This is a genomic window from Streptomyces sp. NPDC002306, assembly GCF_053593435.1.
In genome coordinates this window covers 319,273-336,562 of sequence record NZ_JBSFCK010000006.1, presented here as the reverse complement: position 1 = coordinate 336,562, position 17,290 = coordinate 319,273, and the positions used below count along the sequence as shown (strand labels likewise).

Below are 17,290 nucleotides of genomic sequence, written 5' to 3'. Positions count from 1 at the left end.
CGTCCCCGCCCGCAGAAGGACATCCCCATGACGGCCATGCCCGGTCTCGGTAACCCCCGGCTCGCCTCGCCCGACCTGCTGCGCTCCGTCTTCCGGCGGCACGCGGCGGGTGTGGCGGTGATCACCGCGCGCGGTGACGCCGGCCCCGTCGGCTTCACCGCCACCTCCCTCACCTCCGTCTCCGCCGAACCCCCGTTGCTCTCCTTCGGCATCAACACCGGTGCCTCCAGCTGGCCCGCGATATCCGCGGCAGCCCACGTCGGCGTGCACATCCTGGGGGAGCATCAGCAGGAGCTGGCCGCCACCTTCGCGCGCAGCGGTGCCGACCGGTTCGGCGCGCCGACGGCCTGGTACGACGGGCCCGAGGGGGTCCCCGTCCTCGGCGACGTCTCCGCCTGGCTGGTGTGCCGGGTCGTCACCCGGGTGCCCGCGGGTGACCACCGCATCGTCCTGGGCGAGGTCGTCCTCGGCGATTCCACGGGGCCCGGCGGGCCGCTCGTCTACCACCAGGGCCGGTTCAACGCACTGCGTGACTGATCACGCGGGGGTGCCCCTGCGAAGCCGTCGGATTCCGATTACGCTGCGTTGCACAGGTCACAGTTCAAAGCGCTTGCTTAGCGGGAACGAACTGGGTGTACTGACGAGTAATATTTCGCTCGGGGCGCGGGCCGCTCCGAGCGGGAACGGCCGCTTGGGGCGCCTATGCTGCCTGCAAGTAGGCAGCCGAAGAAGAGACGATGCAGTAGGAGAGCCGGCGTGAGCTTGAGGATCGTTGTCACTGTGAAGTACGTGCCCGACGCCACTGGCGACCGGCACTTCGCCGATGACCTGACCGTCGACCGGGACGACGTGGACGGTCTGCTCTCCGAGCTCGACGAGTACGCGGTCGAGCAGGCGCTGCAGATCTCCGAGAACTCGGACGACGACGTGGAGATCACCGTTCTGACGGTGGGCCCGGAGGACGCCAAGGACGCGCTGCGCAAGGCGCTGTCGATGGGCGCCGACAAGGCGATCCACGTCGAGGACGACGACCTGCACGGCACGGACGTCATCGGCACCTCCCTGGTCCTGGCCAAGGCCATCGAGAAGGCCGGCTTCGACCTGGTGATCTCCGGCATGGCCTCCACCGACGGCACCGCAGGCGTGGTCCCGGCACTGCTGGCCGAGCGTCTGGGCGTCCCGCAGGTCACCCTGCTGTCCGAGGTGTCGGTCGAGGACGGCACCGTCAAGGGCCGCCGGGACGGCGACGCCGCCTCCGAGCAGCTCGAGGCCGCCCTGCCGGCCGTCGTGTCGGTCACCGACCAGTCGGGCGAGGCGCGTTACCCGTCCTTCAAGGGCATCATGGCGGCGAAGAAGAAGCCGGTGGAGGCCTGGGACCTGTCCGACCTCGAGATCGACGCCGAGGAGGTCGGCCTCGACGGCGCCTGGACGAAGGTCGACGCCGCGGCCGCGCGCCCCGCGCGCACCGCCGGCACGATCGTCAAGGACGAGGGCGAGGGCGGCAAGCAGCTCGCCGAGTTCCTCGCGGGCCAGAAGTTCATCTGAGGCCCGCAGCCGCTGACCGCCCCTCAACTCATCCACGCAGGAGAGCAATCCCATGGCTGAAGTCCTCGTCTACGTCGACCACGTGGACGGTGCCGTCCGCAAGCCCACCCTGGAGCTGCTGACGCTCGCCCGTCGCATCGGCGAGCCCGTCGCCGTCGCGCTGGGCGCCGGTGCCGAGAACACCGCCGCCGCGCTCGCCGAGCACGGCGCGGTGAAGGTCCTCACGCACGACGCCGCCGAGTACGCCGACTACCTCGTCGTACCGAAGGTGGAGGCGCTCCAGGCCGCCTACGAGGCCGTCTCCCCGGCCGCCGTCCTGGTGCCGTCCTCCGCCGAGGGCAAGGAGATCGCCGCCCGCCTGGCGCTGCGCATCGGCTCCGGCATCATCACCGACGCCGTCGACCTGGAGGCCGGCGACGAGGGCCCGGTGGCCACGCAGTCGGTGTTCGCCGCGTCCTTCACCACCAAGACCCGGGTCGCCAAGGGCACCCCGGTCATCACGGTCAAGCCGAACTCGGCCGCCGTCGAGGCCGCCCCGGCCGCCGGCGCGGTGGAGGCGCTGTCCGTCTCCTTCTCCGACAAGGCCACCGGCACCAAGGTCACCGGCCGCACGCCGCGTGAGTCGACCGGCCGCCCGGAGCTGACCGAGGCCGCGATCGTGGTCTCCGGCGGCCGTGGCGTGAACGGCGCCGAGAACTTCGGCATCATCGAGGCGCTCGCCGACTCGCTCGGTGCCGCCGTCGGCGCCTCCCGCGCCGCGGTGGACGCGGGCTGGTACCCGCACACCAACCAGGTCGGCCAGACCGGCAAGTCCGTCTCGCCGCAGCTGTACATCGCCTCCGGCATCTCCGGCGCGATCCAGCACCGCGCCGGTATGCAGACCTCGAAGACCATCGTGGCCATCAACAAGGACGCCGAGGCCCCGATCTTCGACCTGGTCGACTACGGCGTCGTCGGCGACCTGTTCGACGTCGTCCCGCAGCTCACCGACGAGGTCAAGACCCGCAAGGGCTGATCACCGTCCGGCTGTACGAGGCCCCCGTGACCGCACCGGTCACGGGGGCCTCGGCCTGTTCCGGGCCGGGCCCGGTCCGGCTCAGCCCAGGCTCAGCGAGGCGAGCACCGGCAGGTGGTCGCTCGGGTACTGGCCGTCGACCCAGAAGGCGTCGACCGACGCCCGGTGGACCGTCACCTCCGGTGTCGCCAGGATCCAGTCGATGCGCCCACCGTCCGGCGTCAGCGGGCCGTACGCGTGGAACGTCCCGTAGGCGGGGCCGCGCCGCCGGGCGGCGTCCCAGGTGTCGACGAGACCGGCGCCCAGCAGGGTGTCGTAGGCCGTGCTGTCGTGGGCGACGGCGTTGAAGTCGCCGGTGAGCAGGACCGGCACGGAGCGGCCGAGGGCGGTGACCCGCTCGGCGATGAGCGTGGCGGCACGCGCGCGTGCGTACGCGCTGCGGTGGTCGAGGTGGGTGTTGAGCACGTGGAACTGCCGTCCCGCGGCCCGCAGGTCGCGGAAGCGGACCCGCGTGACCAGGCGCGGGAAGGCGGCGCCCCAGGTGTTGGAGCCGGGCACGTCGGGGGTGTCGGACAGCCGGAAGGTGGTGTGCTCGACCGGGGCGAGCCGACGGGTGTCGTAGAAGACGGCCACCGACTCCTCGCGACCGTGTCCGGGGGTGCCGAGCCAGGCGTAGTGCGGCCCGAGGTCCGCGCCGATGTCGCTCAACTGGGGGAGCTGGCCCTCCTGGGTGCCGATGATGTGCGGGGCCGCCCTGCTCAGCAGCGCGCGCATCACCGGGCGCCGGTCGGCCCAGCTGTTGGGCTCGGCGGTACCGGCGACGCGCAGGTTGAACGTCATGACGTCCAGCGGGGGGACGGGCTGCCGCCGCGGCACCGGCGTGGGTCCCTCGGGGGTGTCCTCGTCCCGGTCCTCGTCGCGCGCCTCGGAGGCCCGTACCGACCCCAGCAGGGGCAGGGCGGCCACGGCGGCCACGATGGTTCTCAGCCCCTCCCGCCGCGTGGGCCCATTGGTGCTCGCCATGTGTTCCCCTCCCCTTGGGAGTCAGGATGAAGGGAAGATCGCTTGTACGGAAGAGGGCGCGCGGCGCGGTGAACCGCGAGGGGCCGGGCCGTGGGCAGGGTGTTGACCCGCGGGAAGCATGACGGATAGCTTCCTTCAACGGATTGTTGATTCCGTGGTGCGGAAAATGGAGGCTGTGCGATGGGTCAGGGCCGACAGGAGCAGGTGACGACGAGCCTCGCGGGCGCGGTCAGTGAGGAGATCAGCGCGTCCCTCGCGCCGATCGACGCCGAGCTGGAACGCACCTACCCCGGCGACCCCGGCACCCGCCAGCCCGTCCACACCGTCTACGTCCCCGGCGACGTCTTCGCGGCCGACACGATCCGCTCCTGGGGCGACCGGGCGCTGGCCGCCCTCGACGAACACGCGCCCGACGCGGCCTCCCTCGCCGCCGTCCTCGGCCTCGGCGACGACCTCGCCGAACCCGTGTACGCGCGCGTGCGCGCCAAGCTGGAGCGCGAGCCGATCGAGGACCTGCGTGTCGACTTCGAGGACGGCTACGGGCCCCGCCCGGACGCCGAGGAGGACGGAGCGGCCGCCCGCGCGGCCCGGCTGGTCGCCGGGGCGTACGCCGACGGTACGGCCGCCCCGTACATGGGCATCCGCATGAAGTGCATGGAGGCGGCCGTGCGCGACCGGGGGATCCGCACCCTCGACATCTTCCTCACCGGCCTGGCGGAGGCCGGGGGACTGCCCGACGGGCTGGTGCTGACCCTGCCCAAGGTCACCTACCCCGAGCAGGTCACCGCCATGGTGCGGCTCCTGGAGGCCTTCGAGAAGGCGCGCGGCGTCGAGCCCGGCCGGATCGGCTTCGAGATCCAGATCGAGACCAGCCAGTCCGTCCTCGGCGCCGACGGCACCGCCACCGTCGCCCGAATGATCCGGGCCGCCGAGGGCCGCGCCACCGGCCTGCACTACGGCACCTTCGACTACAGCGCCTGCCTCGGCGTCTCCGCCGCCCACCAGGCGAGCGACCACCCCGCCGCCGACCACGCCAAGGCGGTCATGCAGGTCGCGGCGGCGGGCACGGGCGTCCGCGTCTCGGACGGCTCCACCAACGTGCTCCCGGTCGGCCCGACCGCGCAGGTCCACGCCGCCTGGCGGCTGCACTACGGCCTCACCCGGCGCGCCCTCGCCCGCGCCTACTACCAGGGCTGGGACATGCACCCCGGCCACCTCCCCACCCGCTACGCGGCCGTCTTCGCCTTCTACCGCGAGGGCTTCGCGCAGGCGGCGGCCCGGCTCGCCCGCTACGCCGACCGGGCCGGCGGCGATGTCATGGACGAGCCCGCGACCGCCAAGGCCCTCAGCGGCTACCTGCTGCGCGGGCTCGACTGCGGCGCCCTGGACCTCGCCGAGGTGACCGGCGCGACCGGGCTCACCCGGGCCGAGCTGGACGGCTTCGCGGCACCGCGGCGGGGCGGCCTGACCGCGTCCGCCGGGTAGGCGGCGGGGGACGGCCGCGACACCGGCACCCGGGGCCCGTGAGTGACCCTCACGACGAAGCCGACCGACTTCGCCGACGGCCTCTACGACGAGGGTCACCCGGGCCCCGCGGGTGATCCTCACGACGAGACCGCCCGACTCCGCCGACGACCTCTAGGACGAGGGCAGCGGTGGCGCGCCGGTTCCCGGCCGGCCGTCCTGCCGCGCGCCCACGAACCTCTCCAGACCGGACGCGGTCACCCGCCGCTCCTCCGTGAGCAGCCAGGTGCCCCGCGCGCACAGCCCGGCGTCGGCGCGGGCCCGAGCGCAGAAGTCCTCGGCCGTGTCGCCGAACAGTTCCCTCAACCGCGCGGACGCCAGTAGGAGTTCGTCGATCAGCGCACGCTGGCCGGGGTGCTCGCGCGGGGCGCCGGCGCCGTCGTGCAGGACGCCGTGGCGGTTGACGTAGACGTGGGCGCCGGGCAGTGGCTCGCCCGTCTCCAGCTCGATGCGCACCTCGGTCCGGGGCAGCCACGCGCGGTCGTAGTTGCCGCCCGGCACCGGCACCCCCTCGCTCGCGTCGACGACGGCCAACTGCTCGGCGTCCAGCCAGATGACGAACAACTCACGGACGGCGCCCGGAGCTTCGAAGGGCGAAGCGGAGACGTACCCCATGCGGCTGACGTGCGCGGAGACGCCCACGCCGACGCCCGTGACCCGGGTACGCACCATCGGGACGGGCGAGGTGATCCCGAACTCCGCCATCTTGTGGCGCAGTTGCGCCGGGCAGGCGTTGGAGCCGACGGACAGCACCGGGGTGCGGTCGTCGTGGGTGAGCCGGTCCAGGGGCAGCAGCCGGTCGCCGGCGAGCAGCCCCGAGGCCGCGGGCCAGGCGCCGGGATAGGTCAGTGGATGGTCACGCGGCGCCTCGGCCAGTCCCAGGGCCCCGAGCGTACGGTCGTCCACGGGCCGCTCAGTCCGACGGCGGCAGCTCGCCCGAGCCGCGGGTGATCAGCCGGGTCGGCAGCTCGATCCGGTCCGGCACGATCAGGGAGCCGTCCAGCTGGCGGAAGAGACGCTCGGCGGCCGTGCGGCCGAGCGCGGCCGCGTCCTGGGCGACGACGGTGAGGCCCGGGTGCAGCAGATCGGCGAGCTCGATGTCGTCGAACCCGACGAGGGCCACCTGACGGGTCTGCTCGGCGAGCACCCGGATCACGGTGACGGTCACCCGGTTGTTGCCCGTGAAGACCGCGGTGACGGCGGAGGGGCCGCGCAGCATCTCCTCGGCGGCCTCACGCACCCGCACCGGGTCGGTGTTGCCCAGGGACATCCAGGAATCCTCGACGGATATGCCGGCGTCCTCCATGGCGGCCCGGTAGCCGCGCAGCCGCTCGGCGGCCGTGTGGATGCGGGGCATGTCGCCGATGAAGCCGATCCGGCGGTGTCCGTGGGCGATCAGGTGGGCGACGCCGTCACGGGCACCGCCGTAGTTGTCGGACAGCACGACGTCGGCGTCGATCTTCCCGGCCGGACGGTCCACGAAGACCGTGGCGACGCCGGCCCGGATCTCCTGCTCCAGATAACGGTGGTCGTCGCCCGCCGGAATGACGACCAGTCCGTCCACCCGGCGCGCGCACAGCGCCAGCGCCAGTTCCTGCTCCCGGTCGGGGTCCTCCGCGCTGGAGCCGTTGATCAGCAGGGCGCCGTGCGCGCGGGCCACCTCCTCGACCGCGCGGCTGAGCGGGCCGTAGAACGGGTCGGCGAGATCCTCCAGCACCAGGCCGATGCTCGCGGTGCGCCCCTTGCGCAGCACCCGTGCGCTGTCGTTGCGCCGGAAGCCCAGGGAGTCGATCGCCTCCTGGACCCGGCGTTCGGTCTCCGGGGTGACACCCTGCTCGCCGTTGACCACACGGGAGACCGTCTTGAGCCCGACCCCCGCTCGTGCGGCCACGTCCTTCATCGTGGGACGATTGCCGTAGCGGTTCTCGGATCGGCGGGGCGTGTCGGGCACGGTGCGAGGTCCTGTCCTGTCGGCCACGGGAGAATGCGTCGGTCCATGGGCATGTATGAGGATGTGGCGTCGAGCATAGGGCCTGGACAACGTTGTCAGGTGCGGGAGAGACTGTCCACCGCAATCTCCGGACCAGGTCCCCCAACCGATGGACCGGCGAGCCCTTTTCCCATGGTTGACGGGGAGATCCCACACTCATGCACACCGACCTCGTGGCCGCGCTCGACATCGGCGGCACCAAGATCGCCGGAGCGCTGGTCGACGGCCACGGCGCGATCCTGGTGCGCGCGCAGCGCCCGACACCCTCGCAGGAGTCCGGCGACATCGTGATGCGGGCCGTCGAGGAGGTCCTCGGCGAGCTGAGGGCGGCGCCGCTGTGGGAGCGCGCGCACGCCATCGGCATCGGCAGCGCGGGCCCGGTGGACGCCTCCGCGGGCACGGTGAGCCCGGTGAACGTACCCGGCTGGCGCGACTTCCCGCTCGTCGAGCGGGTCCGGGCGAAGGCCGGGGAGCACCTGCCCGTCGAGCTCATCGGCGACGGCGTGGCGATCACGGCGGCCGAGCACTGGCAGGGCGCGGCCCGCGGCCATGACAACGCGCTGTGCATGGTGGTCTCGACCGGCGTCGGCGGCGGCCTGGTTCTCAACGGACAGCTCCACTCCGGCCCCACCGGCAACGCCGGCCACATCGGTCACATCAGTGTGGACCTGGACGGCGATCTGTGCCCGTGCGGTGCGCGCGGGTGCGTCGAGCGCATCGCCAGCGGGCCCAACATCGCCCGCCGTGCCCTGGAGAACGGCTGGCGTCCCGGGCCCGACGGGGACACCTCCGCCGCCGCGGTGGCCGCCGCGGCCCGGGCCGGGGACCCCGTCGCCGTCGCCTCCTTCGAACGGGCCGCGCAGGCGCTGGCCGCCGGGATCGCCGCCACCGCGACGCTCGTCGAGATCGACATCGCCGTCGTCGGCGGCGGCGTGGGCAAGGCGGGGGACGTGCTCTTCGCGCCGCTGCGCAAGGCCCTCGGCGACTACGCGACCCTGTCCTTCGTCCAGCGCCTGACCGTGGCCCCGGCCCAGATGGGTACGGACGCCGGCCTGGTCGGCGCAGCCGCGGCGGCGCTCGCGGGGCGGGCGGGCACGGCGGCGGGCGTCTGAGAGCCCGCGCCGGCCGCGCGAGCGTTCAGGCGCGCGACGGGCGGGCGGTCCCCGTCGTCCGGGGCGTGCGCGGGGTGGGGCCCGAGGTGTCGGCGTGGTGTTCCCGTCGTGGGGCCCGAGTTGTCGGCGTGGTGTTCCCGTCGTGGGGCCCGAGGTGTCGGCGTGGCGTTCCCGTCGTGGGGCCCGAGGTGTCCGCGTGGTGTTCCCGTCGTGGGGCCGGGACGCGTCGGCGCCGTTCCTGGCGTGCGCCCGTCCGGGGTGTGGGTGCGTCCGTGCCGTTCCCGGCGTGCGCCGTCCGGGGTGTGGGCGTGACCCCGTAGCCCCTTGCCCAGTTGAGCCGGGCATGAAGAAGCGCAGCATGCTTGCCATCGCCTCCCTCGCCACCGGGTTCGTCGTCGCCGCGATCACCCCGTCCCATGGGGCGGGCGCCGACGACCTGGGCGACCTGCACGTGGGGGACACCGTCAGCACCCTCGACCACACCATCGCCGCTGACAGCCTGAACGGCGGGGAGAAAGCCCTCGGCCAGAGCGACTGACGGGCCCGGGCGGAGCGACCGTCGGACCGGACCCGTCGAGAACGACTGACGCCTCAGCCGGAACGGCCGACGGACCCGTCGAGAACGGCTGACGCCCCGGCCCGAACGACCGACGGACGCGGCGGCCGGCCGGGGGCCGGGCCGCCCGTGCGGATCGGCCCCGCCGCGGCACAGGGCGCCGGAGCACCCTCACCGGGGCTCCGGGCCTGTGCACGCGCACCCTCAACTGGGGCTGGTTTCCGTGGCAGGGTGGAGCGGGCAAGCCACAGGGGGCCAACAGAAGAGGGGGAACCGTGATCGTCTGGATCAACGGTGCGTTCGGTGCGGGGAAGACCACAACCGCACGGGAACTGATCGAACTGATCCCGAACAGCACGCTCTTCGACCCCGAGGTCATCGGCGCGGCACTCACGCACCTGCTGCCGACCAAACACCTCGCCGAGGTCGGCGACTTCCAGGACCTGCCGATCTGGCGACGGCTCGTGATCGACACCGCGGCCGCGATGCTCGCCGAGCTCGGCGGCACCCTGGTGGTCCCGATGACCCTGCTGCGCCAGGAGTACCGCGACGAGATCTTCGGCGGCCTCGCCGCTCGCCGGATCGCGGTACGCCATGTCCTCCTGGCCCCGGCGGAAACGATCCTGCGCGAGCGCATCGCCGCCCGGGAGGTCCCGCCGGACCTGCCCGACGGGGAGATGCGGGTACGCCAGTGGTGCTACGACCACATCGAGCCCTACCGCCTCGCCCTCGCCGGCTGGCTCACCGCCGACGCCCACCTTGTCGACACCAGCGCCCTCACCCCGTACGAGACGGCCGCCCGGATCGCTGAGGCCGTCGGCAACGGTGCCGTGGCCACCTGCGACATCGTACAGACACCGGAACCCACGGCCGAGACGGTCGCCGCCGGGGTGCTGCTCTTCGACGAGGAGGACCGGGTCCTGCTCGTCGACCCGACCTACAAGGCCGGCTGGGAGTTTCCCGGCGGCGTCGTCGAACCCGGCGAGGCGCCCGCGCGGGCCGGGGTGCGCGAGGTGGCGGAGGAGACCGGGATACGGCTCGACGACCTGCCCCGCCTGCTCGTCGTCGACTGGGAGCGGCCGGTACCGCCCGGCTACGGCGGCCTGCGCCTCCTCTTCGACGGCGGCCGGCTCGACGCGGACCGGGCCGCGGGGCTGCTGCTGCCCGGACCCGAACTGCGCGGCTGGCGCTTCGTCACCGAACAGGAGGCCGCCGACCTGCTCCCGCCGGTCCGCCACGAACGGCTGCGCTGGGCCCTGCGCGCCAAGGAACGCGGGGCGGCGCTCTACCTGGAGGCGGGGACACCCGTCGGCGGCTGACACCTGACGGGGTTCGTACGTTCGCCGCCGGGGCGGACGTACGAACTCCCGTGCACCGTGCCGTATGACTCCTGCGCTACAGGCGAAACGGTTCAGCCGGCCGCGTAGTTGCGCAGGAACAGCGCCTCCGCCACCGACAGCCGCTCCAGCTCCTCGGGGGACACGCTCTCGTTCACGGCGTGGATCTGCGCCTCCGGCTCACTCAGGCCGATGAGCAGGATCTCGGCGTTCGGGTAGAGGGACGCCAGCGTGTTGCACAGGGGGATCGAGCCGCCCTGGCCGGCGTACTGCATCTCCTGCCCGGGGTAGGCCACGGCCATCGCCTCGGCCATCGCCGCGTACGCCGGGCTCGTCGTGTCGGCGCTGAACGCCTGCCCCTGACCGATCTGTTCCGTGCGCACCCGCGCACCCCACGGCGTGTGCGCCTCCAGGTGGGCCTGGAGCAGCTTCGTCGCCTCGATCGCGTCGACGCCCGGCGGCACCCGCAGGCTCACCAGCGCGCGGGCACTCGCCTGCACGGACGGGGTCGCGCCGACGACCGGCGGACAGTCGATGCCCAGGACCGTGACGGCCGGGCGGGCCCAGATGCGGTCGGCCACCGTGCCGCCGCCGATGAGTCCGACGCCGTCGAGCACCTTGGCGTCCTCGCGGAACTGCTGCTCGTCGTACTGGAGCCCGTCCCAGCGGGACGCCGGGGAGAGCCCGTCGACGGTCGTCGAACCGTCCTCGGCCCGCAGCGAGTCCAGTACGCGGATCAGCGCGGCCAGCGCGTCGGGCGCGGCGCCGCCGAACTGGCCGGAGTGCAGGTTGCCCGCGAGCGTGTCGACCTGCACGCGGAGCATGGTCATGCCGCGCAGGGTGGTGGTGACGGTCGGCAGGCCGACGCGGAAATTGCCCGCGTCGCCGATGACGATGGTGTCCGCCGTCAGCAGCTCGGGGTGCTCCTCGGCGTACCGCTCCAGGCCGCCCGTGCCCATCTCCTCGGAGCCCTCGGCGATCACCTTGACGTGCACCGGGACGCCGCCGTTCGCCCGCAGCGCCCGCAGCGCGAGCAGGTGCATGATCACGCCGCCCTTGCAGTCGGCGGCGCCGCGGCCGTACCAGCGGCCGTCGCGCTCGGTCAGCTCGAAGGGCGGGGTGGCCCACGCGGCCTCGTCCAGCGGCGGCTGCACGTCGTAGTGGGCGTAGAGGAGGACCGTCCTGGCGCCCTCCGGGCCGGGCAGGTAGCCGTACACCGACTGCGTTCCGTCGGGGGTGTCGAGCAGGGCCACGTCCGTGAACCCCTCGGCGCGCAGGGCCTCGGCGACCCAGTTCGCGGCACCCTCGCTCTCGCTCCTGGGGAACTGGTCGAAGTCCGCCACCGACTTGAAGGCCACCAGCTCGGTGAGCTCCGCCTTCGCCCTGGGCATCAGCGAGGCGACGGTCTCGGCGACCGGATTCGACGACATGGGCACGCTCCTCGTGGGTGCGACGTTGTACGGATGAGTACGGATGATCGTGTCAGCGTAGGCGCACCTGGTGCGCAGGTCGCATACGCTGCTGATCCTCCCACAGCGGCCTGCGGCGACAGCCGCCGTAGGATGCGGGGGACAGGTGCGGTAGCGGCTGGATCGGGAGCAGTAGACCATCGTGAGCAGCGAGAACTCTTCGGCGGACGACGTACGGCAGGTGTGGGACGTCGTTGTGGTGGGCGCGGGACCCGCGGGGGCCTCGGCCGCCTACGCGGCGGCGGTCGCGGGGCGGCATGTCCTGTTGCTGGAGAAAGCGGAGCTGCCCCGCTACAAAACGTGCGGCGGCGGCATCATCGGCCCGTCCCGCGACTCCCTGCCGCCGGGCTTCGAACTGCCGCTGCGGGACCGTGTGCACGCGGTGACGTTCTCCAACAACGGCCGGTTCACCCGTACCCGCCGCTCCAAGCAGATGCTCTTCGGGCTGATCAACCGGCCCGAGTTCGACCAGCAGCTGGTCGAGCACGCCCAGAAGGCGGGCGCCGAGTTGCGGACGGGCGTCACCGTGCAGCGGGTCGAACAGCACGGGTCGACCGTGCCGGACCGGCGCACGGTCGCCGTCGTCCTCCAGGGCGGCGAGACGGTGTTCGCGCGGGCGGTGGTGGGCGCCGACGGCAGCGCCAGCCGGATAGGGGCGCACGTCGGGGTGAAGCTGGACCAGGTGGACCTCGGCCTGGAGGCGGAGATCCCGGTTCCGGACACGGTCGCCGAGGACTGGCAGGGGCGGGTCCTCATCGACTGGGGTCCGATGCCCGGCAGCTACGGCTGGGTGTTCCCCAAGGGCGACACCCTGACGGTCGGCGTGATCTCGGCCCGTGGCGAAGGCGCGGCGACCAAGCGCTACCTGGAGGACTTCATCGCGCGGCTCGGCCTCGCGGGGTTCGAACCGAGCATCTCCTCGGGCCACTTGACCCGCTGCCGGGCCGACGACTCGCCGCTGTCGCGCGGGCGGGTGCTGGTGTGCGGGGACGCGGCGGGGCTCCTGGAGCCGTGGACGCGCGAGGGCATCTCGTTCGCGCTGCGCTCGGGACGGCTCGCGGGCGAGTGGGCGGTGCGGATCGCCGAGGCGCACGACGCCGTGGACGCCCGCCGCCAGGCCCTGAACTACGCGTTCGCGATCAAGGCCGGGCTCGGTGTGGAGATGAGCGTCGGCAAGCGGATGCTGGCGGCGTTCGAGCGGCGGCCGGGTGTCTTCCACGCGGCGCTGACGGGGTTCCGGCCCGCCTGGCGGGCGTTCACGGACATCACCCGGGGGGCGACCTCGTTGGGTGAGCTCATGCGCGGCCACCCCCTCGCCCAGCGCGCCCTGACCGCGCTGGACCGCCGGCCCGTCCCGGGTGCCGGCGGCACGAACACGGCGACCGTCGCGGACGGCGCCGTCGCCGAGGTGCGCGAGGCCGACGAGGCCTGATCCCGATGCTGGTTCAGCTCTTGACGCTGATGCGGAAGACCGGGTGGTCCGGGGCGATCCGACGCAGGTCGGCGTCGGGGGAGTCGGGGCCGATCCCGTTGAAGAACACGCCGACCTCGGCCTTCCAGCGCTTGAGGTAGGCGCGCAGCAGCGGGACCTTGTCGTCGTCGGCGACCTCGGTCGCGGTGAATTCGTCCACGTTCTTGCCGAGGCGCAGTTCACCGCCGCCCGCCGCGCGCATGTTGTGCGTCCACTGGACGTGACCGCGGGGGGCGACGAGGTACTGGAGGCCGTCCACGGTCAGCAGGTTCACGGGCGTGGTCCGCCACGCGCCGCTCTTGCGCCCGCGGACCGCGAGCACCCGTGAGCCCCAGAAGCTGATGCCGCGGCGGGTCATCCAGGCGACGAGACGGTTGAGGACGTTGTTGGTGAACCAGCCGGGCTTCTTGACGTGCGTGGACATGGCGACTTCCTCCTGGAAGTTCTCGAAAGCGGCGGCGGGGCGCGGGGCGCGGGGCGCGGTACGGGGGACGCGGAACGTGAACGGGGCGAGCTTGTTGTGAGCAGTGCAGTTGTGAGCACTGCTCTCGCTTGAGAGCAGTGTGCTGGAGATCGGTGACCCAAGGCAAGAGCAGTGCTCTCTTTTTTGTGCGGCGCTCTCTTTTGCGTGCGCTGCTCTCAGGCGGGCGTGCCGCTCTCTCTTGCGTGCACTGCTCCCATGTGGGTGTGCCGCTCTGACTTGCGCGCGCTGCTCTTCCTTGCGTGCACTGCTCCGTCTTGCGTGCACCGCTCTCGATTGTGTGCACTGCTCCGGAAACGTGGCACACTCGCTCTTATGAGCAACACGGCACGCAGCACCCCGCATGGAGCAGGAACAGGAGCCGATGCCGGAGCCGACTCCGATACCGATGTCGGCGCCACCCGCGGCGCCCGCGCCCGTGCCCGGATCGAAGTGACCGCGGCCATCAAGGACGAGGCGCGCAGACAGCTCGCGGCGGAGGGCGCCGCCAAGCTCTCGCTGCGGGCCGTCGCCCGCGAGCTCGGGATGGTCTCCTCCGCGCTGTACCGCTACTTCCCCAGCCGCGACGACCTGCTCACCGCACTCATCATCGACGCCTACAACTCCCTCGGCGCGAGCGCGGAGGCGGCGGAGGCCGCGGTGGCCGAGGAGGGTCCGGCGCGGCGCTGGACCGTGGTCTGCGAGGCCGTACGCGAGTGGGCGCTCGCGCAGCCGCACGAGTACGCGCTGATCTACGGATCGCCGGTGCCCGGTTACTCCGCCCCCGACACGACCGTCCCGGCCGCCGCCCGGGTCGGCATCGTCCTCATCGACATCGTGCGGGACGCGCACCGCGGGCTCGGTCTGGCCAAGCCGCCGCTGCCGGCCGAACTGCGTGTCGAGGCCCGGCGGATCGCGGCCGACATCGCGCCCGACCTTCCGCCGGAGGTGGCCACGGCACTCGTCGCGGCCTGGGCGCAGTTGTTCGGGCTGATCGGGTTCGAGCTGTTCGGGCAGTTCCACCGGGTGGTGGAGGACCGCGAGCCGTTCTTCCGGCACGCGGTGACCCAGCTCGCCCACGGTGTGGGGCTGGTGTACCCGCAGCGGGGGCGGGCGCAGTAGGGCTCCGTACCCGGAGGGGCCCGGGGAGAGGCCAGGAATGCCCGAACCTGAAGGCGCGGGGGACGCCCAGGGCTGACACCCAGGGCTCACGGGACTCGGGGGTTCAGGACCCGGGAGACGGAGGACGGGAGTCGGGAGACTCGCTCGCCGGACGTGCGTGTACTCCCTCGGGAGTACGTGTGATCGCCCCGCCCGGTGGACGCCCCCCGCGACCTGTGGCGTCTAGCGTGGCGGGCATGGACGAGCAGTGTGGGGCCGGCGGCGGCCCGCCCCGACGGTGGCGGCACGGGTCGCCGTGGGGGCGCCTTCGGGACATGGCCGAGCGGGGCACCCGATGGCCGTGGCGTTCCACGCTGCTGATCACCGTGTTCGTCCTCGGCGGCTCGAACTTCGCGGCCGAGGCGCAGGAGGGTCAGCGGGCCTCGCTCGACGTCTTCGCGCGGGTGCTGCTGCTCGTGGGCTCGGGGATGCTGCTGTGGCGGAAGCGGTATCCGGTGGCGGTCGCGTTCGGCACGGCGGCGGCGGCCATGGTCTATCTGGGTGCCGGGTACGCGTACGGGCCGGTCTTCCTGACCGTCGCCGTCGCCTGCTTCGGCGCGATCGTCGCGGGGCACCGCCGGGCCGCTTGGTCGGCGGTGGGGATGCTCTGGGCCGGGCATGTGCTCGTGGCCCACTGGCTCTACCGGTGGCTGCCGCCGACCGGTGACACGTCGGCCTCCTGGTGGCAGGAGGCCGCCGTCGCCACCTGGGTGGTCGCGATCGTCGCGGTGGCCGAACTGGCCCGGGTACGGCGTGAGCAGTGGGCCGGTGAGCGGGCCGAGCGCGCCCGGGCCGCCCGGCGACGAGCCGACGAGGAGCGGCTGCGGATCGCCCGCGAACTGCACGACGTCCTCGCGCACAGCATCTCCGTGATCAACGTGCAGGCGGGCGTGGGCCTGGCGCTCCTGGACACGGATCCGGAGCAGGCGCGTACGGCGCTCACCACCATCAAGGAGGCGAGCAAGGAGGCGCTCGGCGAGGTGCGGCAGGTGCTCGACACGCTGCGTATGCCGGGTGACGCACCGCGCGCGCCCGCGCCCGGCCTCGACAGGCTGCCCGAACTGGTGGAACAGGCGGCGGGCGCGGGCCTCGCCGTCGAGGTCGCGGGGGAGCCGCCCCGACTGCCGCCCGGCATGGACCTCGCCGCGTTCCGCATCGTCCAGGAGGCGCTCACCAACGTCGTACGGCACTCCGTTTCACGGCGCGCGCGGGTGCGGGTCGAGCACGGGGGCGGCGCGCTGCGGCTGTACGTCGACGACGACGGGCCCGCGACCGGCGCCGACGCGGGCGGCAGCGGCAACGGCCTGGCCGGGATGCGGGAGCGGGCCGCGGCGCTCGGTGGCACGATCGAGGCGGGACAGCGCGCCGACGGAGGCTTCCGGGTGCTCGCCGTACTGCCGTTGCAGGTCGAGGAGGACCGGTGATCCGTGTGTTGCTCGCAGACGACCAGTCCCTGGTCCGGGCGGGATTCCGGGCGTTGCTCGACGCGCAGTCGGACATCGAGGTCGTGGGGGAGGCCGCCGACGGCGAGGAGGCGTTGCGCGCGGTACGTGAACTGCGCCCCGACGTCGTCCTGATGGACATCCGCATGCCCCGCCTGGACGGCCTCGCCGCGACCCGTGGCATCACCGGCGACCCCGACTTGACGGACGTCAAGGTGGTCATGCTGACGACCTTCGAGCTCGACGAGTACGTCTTCGAGGCGATCCGTTCGGGCGCCTCGGGCTTTCTGGTCAAGGACACCGAGCCGGAGGAACTCCTGCGCGCGGTCCGGGCAGTGGTCGGCGGTGACGCGCTGCTCTCGCCCGGTGTGACGCGTCGGCTGATCGCCGAGTTCGCGGCCCGGTCCAAGGAGCCCGCGGCGGCCGACGCCCTGGCCCGGCTCACCGAGCGGGAACGGGAGGTGATGGCTCTGGTCGGTATCGGCCTGTCCAACGAGGAGATCGCCCGTCGGCTGGTCGTCAGCCCGCTGACCGCGAAGACCCATGTGAGCCGCACCATGGTGAAGCTGGGCGCCCGTGACCGGGCCCAACTGGTCGTGCTGGCCTATGAGTCCGGGCTGGTACGGCCCGGCTGGCTGGGCTGAGACGCTCAGGGCCGACCGTTCCGATCAGTCCGGTGTCGCGAGGTGGGCGTGACCTAGTGGTTGTCGTCACCGGCCGCGGGCGCGGGGCGGCCCCGGAAACGGAACAGCACGCTGACCACGCGGGCGGTGAAGAGCACGGGCGCGAGCACGAGGCCCGCGCGTGGCAGCAACCACTCCATCGTGCCCGGCAGTTCGAACAGCATCGCGGGACCGGCGACCGCGCCGAACAGCAGCGCCGCCGCGAAGGCCGCGCTGCACAGCGCGTACCCGATCTCGACGGTGATCGCGTCCCGTTCGTCCTGTGTCCGTCGTCCCCCGTGACCCGTCATACCGCGAGTGAAACAGGCGTGTGCCCGGCGGGCAAGGGACCCCGCCGGGCACACGCTGGAGGCGTTTCCCCAGGACCTCTCCGACGGATCACGCCGGAGACGCGCTGATCAGGCACCGCGACTGGCCACCGGTCCGATCGACCGGCCCGATCCGTGGGCCTCACCCATGGCCCTCACCCATGGCCCTCACCCATGGGCCTCATCCATGGCCA

Annotated in this window: 17 protein-coding genes; 11 read left to right on the top strand and 6 right to left on the bottom strand. The window is 72.9% G+C overall.

The features are described 5' to 3' along the window. Positions 1–27: 27 nt before the first annotated feature. The 3 genes from ACWCQK_RS15445 to ACWCQK_RS15435 all read left to right on the top strand — a co-directional run bounded on the left by ACWCQK_RS15445 (position 28) and on the right by ACWCQK_RS15435 (position 2,560). On the top strand, positions 28–537 hold the full coding sequence (locus tag ACWCQK_RS15445) for a flavin reductase family protein (protein ID WP_451155624.1): 510 nt from the start codon (positions 28–30) through the stop codon (positions 535–537). 219 nt (positions 538–756) lie between these two features. Continuing rightward, positions 757–1,545 (top strand): electron transfer flavoprotein subunit beta/FixA family protein, encoded by a 789-nt coding sequence (locus ACWCQK_RS15440; RefSeq protein WP_451155623.1) that lies wholly within the window; start codon positions 757–759, stop codon positions 1,543–1,545. Between the two features lie 52 nt (positions 1,546–1,597). Beyond that, positions 1,598–2,560: an electron transfer flavoprotein subunit alpha/FixB family protein gene (locus tag ACWCQK_RS15435; protein WP_451155622.1), complete on the top strand. Its 963-nt coding sequence runs from the start codon at positions 1,598–1,600 to the stop codon at positions 2,558–2,560. A gap of 81 nt (positions 2,561–2,641) precedes the next feature. Here the strand turns inward: ACWCQK_RS15435 and ACWCQK_RS15430 are convergent, their stop codons facing one another. Then, entirely contained in the window at positions 2,642–3,583 is a 942-nt protein-coding gene (locus tag ACWCQK_RS15430; protein WP_451155621.1) for an endonuclease/exonuclease/phosphatase family protein, read from the bottom strand. A 180-nt stretch (positions 3,584–3,763) separates the two neighbouring features. Between ACWCQK_RS15430 and ACWCQK_RS15425 the strand changes: the two genes are divergently transcribed. Then, positions 3,764–5,068: a DUF6986 family protein gene (locus ACWCQK_RS15425; RefSeq protein WP_451155620.1), complete on the top strand. Its 1,305-nt coding sequence runs from the start codon at positions 3,764–3,766 to the stop codon at positions 5,066–5,068. A 153-nt stretch (positions 5,069–5,221) separates the two neighbouring features. On the opposite strand, the gene ACWCQK_RS15420 is transcribed toward ACWCQK_RS15425, so the two are convergent. Beyond that, positions 5,222–6,013 (bottom strand): hypothetical protein, encoded by a 792-nt coding sequence (locus ACWCQK_RS15420; protein WP_451155619.1) that lies wholly within the window; start codon positions 6,011–6,013, stop codon positions 5,222–5,224. Between the two features lie 7 nt (positions 6,014–6,020). Then, the gene (locus tag ACWCQK_RS15415) at positions 6,021–7,085 is read right to left on the bottom strand and encodes a LacI family DNA-binding transcriptional regulator (RefSeq protein ID WP_451155618.1); all 1,065 of its coding nucleotides are present in this window, start codon (positions 7,083–7,085) and stop codon (positions 6,021–6,023) included. 170 nt (positions 7,086–7,255) lie between these two features. On the opposite strand from ACWCQK_RS15415, the gene ACWCQK_RS15410 reads away from it, so the two are divergent. The 3 genes from ACWCQK_RS15410 to ACWCQK_RS15400 all read left to right on the top strand — a co-directional run bounded on the left by ACWCQK_RS15410 (position 7,256) and on the right by ACWCQK_RS15400 (position 10,084). Continuing rightward, positions 7,256–8,209 carry an ROK family protein gene (locus ACWCQK_RS15410; RefSeq protein WP_451155617.1) on the top strand — a complete coding sequence of 318 codons (954 nt, stop codon included), beginning with the start codon at positions 7,256–7,258 and terminating at the stop codon, positions 8,207–8,209. A 343-nt stretch (positions 8,210–8,552) separates the two neighbouring features. After that, entirely contained in the window at positions 8,553–8,747 is a 195-nt protein-coding gene (locus ACWCQK_RS15405; RefSeq protein ID WP_451155616.1) for a hypothetical protein, read from the top strand. Positions 8,748–9,040: 293 nt separating this feature from the next. Next, positions 9,041–10,084 carry an NUDIX hydrolase gene (locus ACWCQK_RS15400; RefSeq protein WP_451155615.1) on the top strand — a complete coding sequence of 348 codons (1,044 nt, stop codon included), beginning with the start codon at positions 9,041–9,043 and terminating at the stop codon, positions 10,082–10,084. Between the two features lie 92 nt (positions 10,085–10,176). Here the strand turns inward: ACWCQK_RS15400 and ACWCQK_RS15395 are convergent, their stop codons facing one another. Beyond that, a complete protein-coding gene (locus ACWCQK_RS15395) occupies positions 10,177–11,532 on the bottom strand; it encodes a M20/M25/M40 family metallo-hydrolase (protein ID WP_451155614.1) in 1,356 nt (451 codons plus the stop codon). 181 nt (positions 11,533–11,713) lie between these two features. On the opposite strand from ACWCQK_RS15395, the gene ACWCQK_RS15390 reads away from it, so the two are divergent. Continuing rightward, entirely contained in the window at positions 11,714–13,003 is a 1,290-nt protein-coding gene (locus tag ACWCQK_RS15390) for a geranylgeranyl reductase family protein (protein WP_451155613.1), read from the top strand. A 13-nt stretch (positions 13,004–13,016) separates the two neighbouring features. Here the strand turns inward: ACWCQK_RS15390 and ACWCQK_RS15385 are convergent, their stop codons facing one another. Next, positions 13,017–13,466 carry a nitroreductase family deazaflavin-dependent oxidoreductase gene (locus tag ACWCQK_RS15385; RefSeq protein WP_451155612.1) on the bottom strand — a complete coding sequence of 150 codons (450 nt, stop codon included), beginning with the start codon at positions 13,464–13,466 and terminating at the stop codon, positions 13,017–13,019. 372 nt (positions 13,467–13,838) lie between these two features. Here ACWCQK_RS15385 and ACWCQK_RS15380 point away from each other — a divergent pair, with 372 nt between their 5' ends. From ACWCQK_RS15380 to ACWCQK_RS15370, 3 genes are all read left to right on the top strand, one after another. Continuing rightward, positions 13,839–14,624: a TetR/AcrR family transcriptional regulator gene (locus ACWCQK_RS15380; RefSeq protein ID WP_451155611.1), complete on the top strand. Its 786-nt coding sequence runs from the start codon at positions 13,839–13,841 to the stop codon at positions 14,622–14,624. Positions 14,625–14,860: 236 nt separating this feature from the next. Next, complete coding sequence (locus ACWCQK_RS15375) at positions 14,861–16,087, top strand: sensor histidine kinase (RefSeq protein WP_451155610.1); 1,227 nt, start codon at positions 14,861–14,863, stop codon at positions 16,085–16,087. Beyond that, positions 16,084–16,749, top strand: a complete 666-nt coding sequence (locus tag ACWCQK_RS15370; protein ID WP_451155609.1) for a response regulator — start codon at positions 16,084–16,086, stop codon at positions 16,747–16,749. Before ACWCQK_RS15375 ends, ACWCQK_RS15370 begins: the two co-directional genes overlap by 4 nt. Positions 16,750–16,802: 53 nt before the next feature. Here ACWCQK_RS15370 and ACWCQK_RS15365 read toward each other — a convergent pair whose 3' ends face one another. Then, a complete protein-coding gene (locus ACWCQK_RS15365; protein ID WP_451155608.1) occupies positions 16,803–17,078 on the bottom strand; it encodes a DUF6332 family protein in 276 nt (91 codons plus the stop codon). Between the last annotated feature and the right edge of the window lie 212 nt (positions 17,079–17,290).

Excerpts from the sequence above, each read along its gene's own strand:
- ACWCQK_RS15435 (WP_451155622.1), top strand. The coding sequence starts at position 1,598 with ATGGCTGAAGTCCTCGTCTACGTCGACCACGTGGACGGTGCCGTCCGC.
- ACWCQK_RS15365 (WP_451155608.1), bottom strand. The coding sequence starts at position 17,078 with ATGACGGGTCACGGGGGACGACGGACACAGGACGAACGGGACGCGATC.
- ACWCQK_RS15410 (WP_451155617.1), top strand. The coding sequence starts at position 7,256 with ATGCACACCGACCTCGTGGCCGCGCTCGACATCGGCGGCACCAAGATC.
- ACWCQK_RS15375 (WP_451155610.1), top strand. The coding sequence starts at position 14,861 with ATGGACGAGCAGTGTGGGGCCGGCGGCGGCCCGCCCCGACGGTGGCGG.
- ACWCQK_RS15445 (WP_451155624.1), top strand. The coding sequence starts at position 28 with ATGACGGCCATGCCCGGTCTCGGTAACCCCCGGCTCGCCTCGCCCGAC.
- ACWCQK_RS15395 (WP_451155614.1), bottom strand. The coding sequence starts at position 11,532 with ATGTCGTCGAATCCGGTCGCCGAGACCGTCGCCTCGCTGATGCCCAGG.
- ACWCQK_RS15405 (WP_451155616.1), top strand. The coding sequence starts at position 8,553 with ATGAAGAAGCGCAGCATGCTTGCCATCGCCTCCCTCGCCACCGGGTTC.
- ACWCQK_RS15380 (WP_451155611.1), top strand. The coding sequence starts at position 13,839 with ATGAGCAACACGGCACGCAGCACCCCGCATGGAGCAGGAACAGGAGCC.
- ACWCQK_RS15425 (WP_451155620.1), top strand. The coding sequence starts at position 3,764 with ATGGGTCAGGGCCGACAGGAGCAGGTGACGACGAGCCTCGCGGGCGCG.
- ACWCQK_RS15385 (WP_451155612.1), bottom strand. The coding sequence starts at position 13,466 with ATGTCCACGCACGTCAAGAAGCCCGGCTGGTTCACCAACAACGTCCTC.
- ACWCQK_RS15430 (WP_451155621.1), bottom strand. The coding sequence starts at position 3,583 with ATGGCGAGCACCAATGGGCCCACGCGGCGGGAGGGGCTGAGAACCATC.